At 30.4% G+C, this 11,395-nt stretch carries 13 protein-coding genes and 2 pseudogenes; 1 reads left to right on the top strand and 14 read right to left on the bottom strand.

Annotated features, from left to right (window positions below):
- Positions 1–304: 304 nt before the first annotated feature.
- From AOB46_RS22165 to AOB46_RS22215, 10 genes and pseudogenes are all read right to left on the bottom strand, one after another.
- Complete coding sequence (locus tag AOB46_RS22165; protein ID WP_062703513.1) at positions 305–673, bottom strand: DUF6334 family protein; 369 nt, start codon at positions 671–673, stop codon at positions 305–307.
- Between the two features lie 2 nt (positions 674–675).
- On the bottom strand, positions 676–1,623 hold the full coding sequence (locus tag AOB46_RS24060) for an RHS repeat-associated core domain-containing protein (RefSeq protein ID WP_062703514.1): 948 nt from the start codon (positions 1,621–1,623) through the stop codon (positions 676–678).
- A 120-nt stretch (positions 1,624–1,743) separates the two neighbouring features.
- Positions 1,744–2,208, bottom strand: a complete 465-nt coding sequence (locus AOB46_RS23675) for a hypothetical protein (RefSeq protein ID WP_062703519.1) — start codon at positions 2,206–2,208, stop codon at positions 1,744–1,746.
- Positions 2,209–2,881: 673 nt separating this feature from the next.
- A pseudogene (locus AOB46_RS23910) lies at positions 2,882–3,068 on the bottom strand (RHS repeat-associated core domain-containing protein); the annotation flags it as partial.
- A gap of 66 nt (positions 3,069–3,134) precedes the next feature.
- Positions 3,135–3,908 carry a hypothetical protein gene (locus tag AOB46_RS22185; RefSeq protein ID WP_062703521.1) on the bottom strand — a complete coding sequence of 258 codons (774 nt, stop codon included), beginning with the start codon at positions 3,906–3,908 and terminating at the stop codon, positions 3,135–3,137.
- A 9-nt stretch (positions 3,909–3,917) separates the two neighbouring features.
- The gene (locus AOB46_RS22190; protein WP_062703522.1) at positions 3,918–4,580 is read right to left on the bottom strand and encodes a hypothetical protein; all 663 of its coding nucleotides are present in this window, start codon (positions 4,578–4,580) and stop codon (positions 3,918–3,920) included.
- Positions 4,581–5,262: 682 nt separating this feature from the next.
- Complete coding sequence (locus tag AOB46_RS22195; RefSeq protein WP_131724443.1) at positions 5,263–5,856, bottom strand: hypothetical protein; 594 nt, start codon at positions 5,854–5,856, stop codon at positions 5,263–5,265.
- Between the two features lie 5 nt (positions 5,857–5,861).
- Positions 5,862–6,806, bottom strand: coding sequence for an RHS repeat-associated core domain-containing protein (locus tag AOB46_RS24065; protein WP_316934411.1), 945 nt, complete (start codon positions 6,804–6,806; stop codon positions 5,862–5,864).
- A gap of 183 nt (positions 6,807–6,989) precedes the next feature.
- A complete protein-coding gene (locus tag AOB46_RS22210) occupies positions 6,990–7,748 on the bottom strand; it encodes a hypothetical protein (protein WP_062703532.1) in 759 nt (252 codons plus the stop codon).
- The gene (locus AOB46_RS22215) at positions 7,745–8,359 is read right to left on the bottom strand and encodes a hypothetical protein (RefSeq protein ID WP_062703534.1); all 615 of its coding nucleotides are present in this window, start codon (positions 8,357–8,359) and stop codon (positions 7,745–7,747) included. The genes AOB46_RS22210 and AOB46_RS22215 overlap by 4 nt, the downstream gene beginning before the upstream one ends.
- A gap of 9 nt (positions 8,360–8,368) precedes the next feature.
- On the opposite strand from AOB46_RS22215, the gene AOB46_RS22220 reads away from it, so the two are divergent.
- On the top strand, positions 8,369–8,572 hold the full coding sequence (locus tag AOB46_RS22220; protein WP_062703536.1) for a hypothetical protein: 204 nt from the start codon (positions 8,369–8,371) through the stop codon (positions 8,570–8,572).
- Positions 8,573–8,775: 203 nt separating this feature from the next.
- Here the strand turns inward: AOB46_RS22220 and AOB46_RS22225 are convergent, their stop codons facing one another.
- From AOB46_RS22225 to AOB46_RS22240, 4 genes and pseudogenes are all read right to left on the bottom strand, one after another.
- Positions 8,776–9,285, bottom strand: a complete 510-nt coding sequence (locus AOB46_RS22225) for a hypothetical protein (RefSeq protein WP_062703538.1) — start codon at positions 9,283–9,285, stop codon at positions 8,776–8,778.
- A 691-nt stretch (positions 9,286–9,976) separates the two neighbouring features.
- Positions 9,977–10,234: pseudogene (locus tag AOB46_RS23920) on the bottom strand (RHS repeat-associated core domain-containing protein); the annotation flags it as partial.
- Between the two features lie 287 nt (positions 10,235–10,521).
- Positions 10,522–11,010 (bottom strand): hypothetical protein, encoded by a 489-nt coding sequence (locus AOB46_RS22235; RefSeq protein ID WP_062703547.1) that lies wholly within the window; start codon positions 11,008–11,010, stop codon positions 10,522–10,524.
- Positions 10,985–11,395 (bottom strand): hypothetical protein (locus AOB46_RS22240; protein ID WP_062703548.1); only part of this gene is annotated, 411 nt, incomplete at its 5' end. The genes AOB46_RS22235 and AOB46_RS22240, both read right to left, overlap by 26 nt.

An 11,395-nucleotide genomic window follows, 5' to 3' on the forward strand; every position in this document is an offset into this window, starting at 1 on the left:
AACTAAGATAACTTCCTAATTTCCCTTTGGAGATCTGTCCGTCAATATGGTTCAGGCCAAAAGGATAATAGTTGTTCACATCGGTTATTTCAGGAACGTTTGCGCTGCTTTTGGCATAGCTCACTCTGGCATTTTCAAGTGGTCTCTGTACTGGTAAATATAGCGGTTTTTGTAAATAAAGATATAAGCACTGTATAATATGATTAGAATAGACTGCTTCACTTTTGAAACAGTCTATTGTTTTTCATTAAATATGAGAAATAACACTATTATCTACAAAGATCTAATAATTTTGGAACATAAGTCATTGTATTATTTTAGCTAAACATATGTTAAGGTGGGAAGTAGTACTAACGAAAAGATGAGTAGGAATAAATTTATCCAGTCCTAATATAAATGTATCACTATATCCCAGATTATTAACGGGAAACCAAAATGAAATAATTTTTTTATTTACAAATAAATTATTAAATTCTAATTCTTGTTTATAATTTTCATCCATATGAATGAAATTAGTTAGCTGAATTTCATCAGTCTCTTGGTTAATCTCTAGAACAAGACTCTTATTATTTATTAATAAATAAATTGAAACTATATTATTATTATAGTGTTCGTCTCTTTTTAAGTAAAAGGCATCAATTGTCTTTCCAACAATCCATTGTAAATCTTTCATAATTAGTATTTTTGAGCCTTAGATGATGCTTGCTTGATTATTTTCAAAGCGGTCATCGCTTTTTCATCTCCTTGAGCAGCCTTATTTGCTATATCCCCGACTTTCATTGTTTTATATAAATCATCAATAACACTTAAATTTCCTAGCTTTCCTCCTCTTGATATTACAGCCTCTGCAACAGTTGCATCTTTAAGATGAGTCAGATTTCCTATTGCTTTTAATCCTCCTCTAGTGAGCTTAATTAATCCTTGCCCATCTCCGGCAGGTGAAATTGGCATTATATCTACAGAAAGAATTACCTGAGCAGATATTTTCCCCCAATCTGGGCCAGAATCAAGCCAATATTTCCAATTTTGAGCCGCATATGTTCCGTATTTAGTTCTAAAATAAAAATCTTTGTATTTACTAGCAATTTTATCATCAAAACTAAAATCTGGTATATTTTTAGAAAAAAATGTCGCAAAAGCAAAATCTTTTTCTCCTACAAAAATTATATCGTCTAATCCATCATTAACAATTACGCTTTTTCCATTTCTTTCATTTACAAAAGTAGTTCGAATTTGATTATCTCCAGAAAAATCTTGAATTCTATTTTGTAATTTTTTGTCATTTTCAAAAACTGAAGTAAGATCAATTTTTACAGGAGACATTCCATCTGGATCAGTAAACAGTATTGGATTATTGTAGGCATAATTATAAGTAGACCATCTTCGGGATGTTTCCGCCAGTTGATCTACAACTCCCCATCTTCCCAAATCCGGCATATAGAATCTCGCGCCATAGTCATACATTACAGTCTCCTGAAGCTCTTTACCATTGTATTTGTAACTAAGATAACCTCCTAATTTCCCTTTGGAGATCTGTCCGTCAATATGGTTCAGACCAAAAGGATAATAGTTGTTCACATCGGTTATTTCAGGAAAGCCTGCGCTGCTTTTGGCATAGCTCACTCTGGCATTTTCAAGTGGTCTCTGTACTGGTAAATATATCGGTTTTTCCTAAACCTGTATATAAAAACCACTACGGATGCAGTGGTTTTTATTGCTATCAATTCAAAGTACAGTAGAGATTCATTTACACCGAATAACATCCATATAATATCTTCGATTTTTAAATTCAACGACGTAGTCATCTTTATATTTGCAATACCTACTTCTAAATCGCTTTATATCCAAGTTATAAATCTTGACAATTAAATAATCTGTATCATAAAACAACCCTCTACTAATAGGAATATTATAATTATATGTTTTAATTTTTTTTGCTCCATCAAATCCTTGGTGTTCAAATTTCAAAATAACATCTTCTTTTTTAAAAATATCGTTAGTTGAAACAGTAATTTCTTTTCCCGGATAGTAATTCACTGTATATTCTCCATGAGACATACTATTAAATCTTAATTCTAAGGAGTTTGTAACTATTTCATCATTTATAAGTATAATTAAATTTATATTACTTTGACCATATACACAAAAAGATATACTAATTAAAAAAGTAAATACTAAGAGTTTAAGGTTTAATCTGTCCATTTTCATAATTAGATAATATTTTATTAACTGTTGATAGGTCTATTGTCATTGTTTTTTTTGCATTTCTGTCATAAAAAACAGCCCATTGTTTATTATTTGGATTTACAAAGGTTCCATCAGAATTTATCTTTACCATATTTCTTTCCAAATTACCTGCAATAATATTTGTATCTCTATTGGTAAAATCTATTAAATCAGCGCCAGATGGTTCTGTGGCTGTGATAGTATATATATTAAAACGCCCTTCAATACCTACATTTTCAACAATTATTTCAGTAGGGTGACTATGCACTACAATATCAGATTTTATATTATTATTAATACCATGCTGAGTCATCATATCAAAACCATTAACTTCTCCACCTGCAAAACCGCCGCTAATAGAAACCATTGTTCCCTCAGTAAAGGTAGTTCTGCCACCTGCTAAATCAATATCTGCTCTTACCTCATGAAGCCCACCTTTAGTATCCATACCTAATGGATGCCTAGATGGAGAATTTGTCATCTTTAAAGCCATTGAAATAGCCCCTAAAGAAGACACCCCTCCTGCAATTTCTTGTTTATCAGCTGTTAAATAATTATTTTTATTACCTTTGCTTAAATATACTTTTCTATCATTTATTCCATCGCTTCCTAAATATTTTCCGGAACTATTAAAGAAATCACCGAAAGGAGCTCTCCCATCTGGATCAGTAAATCTAATCGGATTATTAAACGCATAATTATAAGGACTGTGTCTTGTCATCTTTTCCGCTAGCGTACACGACACCCCAACGTCCAATATCCGGCATGTAGAATCTTGCTCCGTAGTCATACATCCCGGTCTCCTGAAGCTCTTTACCATTGTACTTGTACTGATAAGCATTCTGTGTTGTAGCGGTGAGGAAGTCAAAGAAAAGCCACTGTTTTTTGCAGTGGCTTTATTATATTTGTCAATAAACAATTTTCCTTTCTTCTAAAATATTCTCTTTACCATTATCCAAAGTATAAACTTTTATTAAGTTGCCTTTATAGTCAAACTGTTTTAATTTTTTTTCGATATAATAATCAAACAATTCCGTCTTATCATTTGCAGTCATACTTCCTTTAAATGAGAGTATTTCATTATATGAGTTTAAATTATATACTCCTATTATATGAGTTCTTGGAAAAGTAAAAGTCAGTTTTTCATAATTGTAACTTTTATCATCAATCCAATTGTATCGTTCGATTCCATCAACAGTAATATCATTAGATGCTATTAATAGGTTTAGGCTTTCCATGAGACGATTTTTATTATCAAAGAGTTGGAATATTGTTTTATATAATTTATTTTTACTATCAAAACTGTTTATTTGAATTGTAGTACCAGTATAATTATATTTTTTAATCATTGAGATTTGTTTGTTTACGAGTATATTTTCTTTTTCAGAAATTACAACGCCTTCTGTTACCCTTTCTTCCTCTTTAATTTTATAATCACTATCAAATCTTATAATGGTTTTTATCCATCCTTTGTTTTTATCAGAGACATTCTGTATAGTAATCTCATTTTTATTCTGATCATAACTATAACGTCTTACAGAATTTAATTTACCATTTTTATTGACAAATACTTCCATTGTTTTGAAATTACTCATCGCAAGGGATTTAAGGGAGTCCTTAGTCTGAAAATTTTGAGAAAATAAGAATGGACCTAGAAGGATCAGGAAAAATATATTTTTCATAAAGATTTATTATTCTTCGGGTTTAAATGTCTTGTATACACCTCCGCTATAAACTCTAAATGTTGGTATTGGGATTGTATTATTTTTAGAAGTATGTATATCTGGATCAGATGCTCTTGGATTATTACCGTCTCCTGGATGTGAATGGGTATAAATGCTCCTCATCATTTGAATATCCTTTGTTGTTTTAATAAAGTTTGAATAATAGTTTAACTGTACGGAAGGAATAAAGCCTCCTACCTGTCCATTTTCTCCAGTCCTTGATAAGTAAGAGAACTGCAATGTTCTACCTATCATTCCTTTATCTTTATTTCTTTCAGTATACTGTAGCATATCATATTCATTTCCAGTTTTTGCATTTTTTTCTAAAAACTCAAAAAAAGAAACAGCATTTTGTTGATTTTCAAACTTATATATTTCAAAAGGAATATCTTTTGTTCTTTGTTCAGGTTTTCCTCTTACTAGTACATCATACTCCACTTTTTCAAATGATTGTACCCGATCCTGAATCTGACCGTCTCTTTCCATTGTAAACTTTATCTGCCCTCCATTATCATCTGTTTTTCGGTTTCTGTTTTTATCAACAATGTAAAGTTCATCAGGCCGATCATTATCTTCAACTTTATTAAGAGCCCCGGTACTTTCATTTAATTCCCAAGTATCTAGATTCATTCCGTTAGGATCAATAAAACGGATTGGGTTATTTCCTCCATAATTTCTCCAGGTTTCTAGCCATTAATACACATCGGAATTTCAAATGGCGGATTAAATTCTCCACTGCATTTCTGCCAGCGATATGGCCTTGGTTGAATAATCCTGTTTTGTTTGCATCCATATAACTAGTCTCACATTTCCCGAATGATCTGTAGCGTAAATGTAAAAATTATTCTTTTTGCATTTAGAAGGAAAGACACTTTTATAAGAAACCGGGCTCTCTTTTACAAGTGCGCCCGTTTGTTTTTTACTGGCGTAAAGTCTCCTGACTTTGCGCAGCGTGGGTACATTATATGGCTCTCTATAATCTTAAACTTAAAAAAACGCTTTCTAATGCTTTAATTTGACCATGAAACCCACCGCAAAACGGTGTTTTTATTATCTACCACACGGATAAATCTTGCTGGAGCGAGGAGTAGAGGATCAAGTATTAATTATAATAAGTCATATAAATATCCTTCTAAGCTAAATCTTTGTATCACTTGTATAAATATTAAAATATAAAAACCTATACCAAAAATCATATTTACTGGTAATATTAAAAAATTACACCAACGTCCATTTGTTAGTCATTGAATTTAATTTCCATGTTTTTTTTAGATTGCTTTTAATTATTTGATTACCAGTTATATATATTCTATTATCTTCGTTTTTTAATTTTTATTATTTCTCCTCCTTCATAAAACTGATAAAGTTTTAATGAAGAAAACTTTCTTAAAAACTTCTTAAATTTTTGCGGTTTAGCTACTTCCAATTCAATAAATTCTCCGTTAACACTATCAATTATACCATTACTATTGATTCCTATCAGCCATGCCTTTCCTTTATAATCCAAAATGTAAGAGCTAACCTCTTCGTCTAATAATTTTATGGATGAATTAAATTTGCATAAATTAATTCTATTAAAAAAATCATTACATTCTCTATTTTCAGAAAAACCACAAAAAATTATAATATCAGCTTTTTTATATTTAAACCAACTATATTGTGATGTTTTTTTAAAAAAATTATAGTCCTTAGGTAAAACTTCTATTGCTAACCAAGTTGCTGAAGTTGTTAAATTTGTTGAATCATTATATATATGGACACCAACAGTTTCATTATAATTTACATAATTGTCAATGTACATTTTAATTAATTTTTCTGCAATATTTGTTGTTTTTTCAGATTGCTGAGCATAAATCATAATGTTCGCCAACATGAAAAATATAAATGTATATAGATAATTTTTCATTTTATTTATTTTTTATAATAGCCATTTTTAATAGATTTAATTCCTTTTTTATCATATATTGATGTTTTAGAACCAGAAGTATAATTAGGATTATACATAAATAATGTAGCCGTTTCCGGGAAAGATTTACTGGAAATATAATCTCCATTAATCAATTCTTTTCCTACACTAATATTCATGAACTCATTTGAGTTATTCTTTAACATTCTAATTTGATATCCACTAGGTCCAACTTCATATACATTATCAGGATGTCCAAACAAAGTAATTGAATTGTTATCAAAATAATTTATAAAAGGATATATTGATGCTGCCCCAGAAGTAGCTGGTTTATCCAATGTTCCGTCTTTTCCTACTATTGATTTTTGACTGCCATCTTTTGAGCCTGTTGCTACTATAAACTCTGCATCTACATTATTAGAAATATACTCATGTACTCCTAATGCCTTGTCCTCGTTATCAAAATCAATTAAGCTGTATGTTTGATTACTACCATTAGAATATTCTACATTTCCTGTTGTTGTATGCCCAGTAATATAACCTTGTTCCCCAACATCTACACCACCATCATTTTTCGCCTTAAGTTTTCCATTGCTATCAAAATTTTTTGAAGCATAAATAACATCTCTAGCTGATTCGCCCTTCCGTATTAAGCTACCATTCTTATTTAGCTCATATATATCTTTGGATTCTCTTCCATCCGGGTCAATAAACCTAATAGGATTATTAAACGCATAATTATAAGGACTGTGTCTTGTCATCTTTTCCGCCAGCGGATCCACCACACCCCATCTACCAATATCTGGCATATAGAACCGTGCTCCATAATCATACATTCCAGTCTCCTGAAGCTCTTTACCATTGTACTTATAACTAAGATAACTTCCTAATTTCCCTTTGGAGATCTGTCCGTCAATATGGTTCAGACCAAAAGGATAGTAGTTGTTCACATCGGTTATTTCAGGAAAGCCTGCGCTGCTTTTGGCATAGCTTACCCTTGCATTGCCGAGGTGGTCTCTGTACTGGTAAATATAGTGGTTTTCTTAAATCTGTATTTAAAAACCACTACAGATGCAGTGGTTTTTTATTTTTATTAGCTCAAAGCTAGGAGATTTTGCAAATAAATATATGCCCTATTTATACCTATTGATTACTTCTTTAATCAATATTTTCTTTTTCCCCTCTATAATAAATACTTTAGATAAATTTCCTTTTCCATCTATTTCATTTTCATAATAAGCAATTTGTTTAGGTATTTCCTCATTATCTTGTATTAATCTTCCTTTAGATTCTATATAAATAGGAAATCTATTTTTGTCAAACTTTGTTTTTACAATAGTTTTATATTTAAGTCCTGTATAAGTTTCTTTTTCATTTATTTGATATCCATCTTTTTTGTAGTATATATTTCTTTCATGTAAAGTGAGATCATCATTGGAAATAGTAAAACTTTCTATTAATTCTCTTTTGTCATTATAAAAATAATACTTTTTAAGATATACTTTATTCTTTTTATCATGGAATGAGATTATCTGATGAGAATTAAAATAACTATATGTCACAATTTGCGTTGAATAAGTACCTGGATTACTATCAGCATTAACTGTTTGAATTTCTTCCTTTATAACTCTATTTTGAGAATCTAAAAAATATTTAATTTTTTTAAGAAGACCTCCATCAGGTAATGTTTGATTAGTAATCCTATTTATTAATGCTGAATCTTTATTATAATAAAACTGATCACTTAATTCCAATTTTCCATTTTTTTTATGGTAGATTTCTTTTGAAATACCTCCTGACTGAATAAATTTAGATATATCAAAATCTGGAGTATAATTTTGACAATAAAATAAATTGCTAAATAGAAATAGTATGATAAATATTATTTTCATTCTCTTGGTATTACTTTATAAATTCCTTTACTTGACACTTGAAAAACACCAGGTAATAAACTTTTTCTTGCTGTATTTATATCGGGTGCAGAAGCTTCTGGGTTACCATTATCACCCGGATGTGAATGACTAAAAATATTTTTACTAGTATCTACACCCGGCAAATTGGAAAGGCTATGATAATATCCTGACATTAATGATACTGATGGAATAAAAGCACCAAAATCATATTCTCCATCCTTTCCTTCAACTTTAGTATATCTTGCAAGATACCCATTTTGTCCATTTATACCAACAGCTGCTTTTCCTTGTCCATTCTGATTATAGCGGAATAAATCAAATTCATTTTTAGCAGTAGAATATCTATCTAAAAAATCATAAAAATCTTTTCCAGAAGATTGATTTTCAAAATTAATTACTTTATATGGGACATCTTTCATTGCTTTTTCCCCTGGTTTAGGATTATATTCAACAGGAACAGTTGTATTGTACGCTTCATCTATTTGATTATTTCTTTCCATTGTAAAGCTTATCTCCCCACTCTTATCTTTTTGTCTTTGTCCATCATTATTTACGACATAAACAATATCAATATCATTATTGTCTTCCACTTTATTTAGTTGTCCCGTATTAATATTAAAATTGCAGATGCTTTGCAGGTTTCTTTGGATTATCTCGTAGGAAAAACTTCTTTGGAAGTAGATCACAATACTTTAAAACGTATTGAGGAGATTGGTAATTTACCAAAGTCTGCTAAAGAACAAATCTATTTGGTTATTGATGCTTTAATAAGAGATTTTAAAGCCAAGCAAGCATATTCGTAGAAATTACTACTTTATAAAATGAACCCCACCGCATTGCGGTGGGGTTTATTTTTATTTAGCCAGCTCAAAGTCGGGAGACTTTGCGCAGCGGGGCTTTATTATTGCCATCATGGCACAAGCGTGATGCTTGCGCCAGCTGGGGGAAAATTCCTACTCTGATTTAAGTATATTTGAGTTATTAAACTAGTCAACCTTTTTCAGGACTAGTCAGATATTTCTTTTAATAATTTAGTCATAAGATATTTATTCAAATTTTTATCTATGGGTATAGGGTCTACAATTACAGACAGATTAAATTCTCCATAATATTTTTCTTTATCAATAACACAAAAATATGTTTTATTGCCTTGTGCTAATTTATAATCTTTATACCCCTCTGAAGAAAAATCTATATAATCATATTTATAATTAGATAAATCAAAAGCATTATCTAACATTGAATTAGGCTTATTGATTTTGTCTAATTTTTCTTTGATAATTTTATTCCCATCAGATTTTATATAAAATTCTTCATAATAAGAATCTTTATCATTAATAATCAAATACCACTTATCATCAACAGCATATACTAAAATCTTATTATTGCCTTCATTAGAAAACTCCTTATCTATTATTTTTTGAAGATATTCTCTACTTGTATTTTTTAATGATTGTGTTTGTGAAGCACAATTAGTAAATAGAAATAGAAGAGAGTAAAAAAATATTTTATTCATAATAATTAATTTATCGACTTATTGGTAAATCATTTTCATTAGTTACTTTTCCTCCTGCATGAGGTGGGTTAGTTCCATCTCTTGGTGGTTCAGTACTTCCTGTAATCCTTCGCACTAAATTAGACATTCTAATTGCATTTGTATTATTTACAGTATGAGATAACCCTTTTGCTGATGGTATACCATGCCCTAAAACTTCATGGCTTGATGTTTCAGCCCTTGATTCTGAAGTAGTAGATGCAGTTTCCACAATAATTGAATGTGAACCTTTTGCAGTAGGAACATTAAATCCTGCCCCAGCTATACCATTTATAAGGTCTGCTTTAACATTACTTACATCTGGAACCAATTTATCTCCAACTCCAGCTTGTGCTTTATTCATGTGATCTTTAAGAGCTGTTCCTCCAGCAGAAGATACAGTGTCTCCCAATGATAAATATTCAACTGTATGAACTTTGGAATCATTAATTGCCCCTACAACTGTATCAATGTATGTCTGTTCATCTTTTGAAACATTAACTCCACTTAAAGCAGTAGATAATGCAGCTGCATCTACTTTGTTAAATGATTTTCCTTTTACATCTATTAATGCTATAATTCCTGCAAACTTACTATCTGATAAAACTTTATGAACATCTGCTTTAAATTTTTGGGCATCTTGTTTAGTAACTCCAATAATGTCATATACACTCATTCCATCCGGATCAGTAAATCTAACAGGATTATTTACTGCATAATTGTATGGCGACCATCTTCTATATTCTTCACTCAAAGGATCTGGCGATATCCAACGACCTATGTCAGGCATAAGAAAGCGAGCTCCATAATCATACATTCCTGTCTCTTGCAACTCTTTGCCATTGTACTTATACTGATAAGCATTCTGCGTAGTCACGGTATAATTATGCAGTAATCCAAATGGATAATAATTATTCACCTCTACAATTTCTCCAGGTTTCCAGCCATCAATGCACATCGGAATTTCAAATGGCGGATTAAATTCTCCACTGCATTGCTGCCAACGATATGGCCTTGGTTGAATAATCCTGTTTTGTTTGCATCCATATAACTAGTCTCACATTTCCCGAATGATCTGTAGCGTAAATGTAAAAATTATTTTTTTTGCATTTAGCAGGAAAGACACTTTTATAAGAAACCGGGTTTTCTTTTGCAAGAAAGCCCGGTTGTTTTTTACTGGCGCAAAGTCAGGAGACTTTGCGCAGTGTGGACAAATGATTATTTTTTGCAATTATTCATAATGAAAGTATTAATTTTATCCGAATCGTTAATTAATCTATTATTTTCAAAATATAAAGAATAACTATTTATCAAACTTTGATTTCCTTGCTCTAATGTTTTAATGTCAAAATTTATCTTTTTTAAATATCGATCAAAAAAAAGTTTATTATTTTCATTAACAATATTATCATCGTATATATATATTACTAAAACATCATTATACATATAAGCCCTATATTGTACATTATAATTGAATATATAATCTTTTTTACTCACAGCAAACAGCAACTTATTATTACAATCTATATCCAAATCTATCTCTAAATATTTAAATTTGTCTTTACTGCTAGTCCATTTATCAAAATAGTCATATAAATCTTTATTATCTATATTTTGAGCAGTAAGTTTGGATGTACAATTATTATTTAGTAATAAAATAATTAAGATTAAAAATAAATCTTTAATTTTTTTTAAATTTTCCTTCATAAGCTTTAATTATTTGAGAACTGTTGTATATGATGGTTGTATTATATTTAGGCGCATAAATAAAATGTGTTGCTTTAGGCATTAATCCTGCAGATAATACATCATTTTCATTTCTTTTCTGATATGCATGAAATGTGTAGCCATTCTCTTTTGTTGGAAATTTTGACATTCTAAAACCACTAGGGTTTAATGCTCCTGAAACAGGCGCCCCTTCACTAAAGTCTAATAATCCCGGATGAAGATGCCCACTTAATTTAACATTATCTCCACTATAAACACTATTTGCCGAAGTTTCATTGTGAGATGTATAAACTACAGTATTATCTTTGCCACCTATATCTGCTGTTTGAATTCCGAATTCAACATTAACCTCACCAGCTGCCAT

It is taken from the genome of Chryseobacterium indologenes, from assembly GCF_001295265.1.
In the GTDB taxonomy this organism is placed as follows: domain Bacteria; phylum Bacteroidota; class Bacteroidia; order Flavobacteriales; family Weeksellaceae; genus Chryseobacterium; species Chryseobacterium indologenes_A.

Excerpts from the sequence above, each read along its gene's own strand:
- AOB46_RS22165 (WP_062703513.1), bottom strand. The coding sequence starts at position 673 with ATGAAAGATTTACAATGGATTGTTGGAAAGACAATTGATGCCTTTTAC.
- AOB46_RS23675 (WP_062703519.1), bottom strand. The coding sequence starts at position 2,208 with ATGAAAATGGACAGATTAAACCTTAAACTCTTAGTATTTACTTTTTTA.
- AOB46_RS22185 (WP_062703521.1), bottom strand. The coding sequence starts at position 3,908 with ATGAAAAATATATTTTTCCTGATCCTTCTAGGTCCATTCTTATTTTCT.
- AOB46_RS22190 (WP_062703522.1), bottom strand. The coding sequence starts at position 4,580 with ATGAATCTAGATACTTGGGAATTAAATGAAAGTACCGGGGCTCTTAAT.
- AOB46_RS22195 (WP_131724443.1), bottom strand. The coding sequence starts at position 5,856 with ATGAAAAATTATCTATATACATTTATATTTTTCATGTTGGCGAACATT.
- AOB46_RS22210 (WP_062703532.1), bottom strand. The coding sequence starts at position 7,748 with ATGAAAATAATATTTATCATACTATTTCTATTTAGCAATTTATTTTAT.
- AOB46_RS22225 (WP_062703538.1), bottom strand. The coding sequence starts at position 9,285 with ATGAATAAAATATTTTTTTACTCTCTTCTATTTCTATTTACTAATTGT.
- AOB46_RS22235 (WP_062703547.1), bottom strand. The coding sequence starts at position 11,010 with ATGAAGGAAAATTTAAAAAAAATTAAAGATTTATTTTTAATCTTAATT.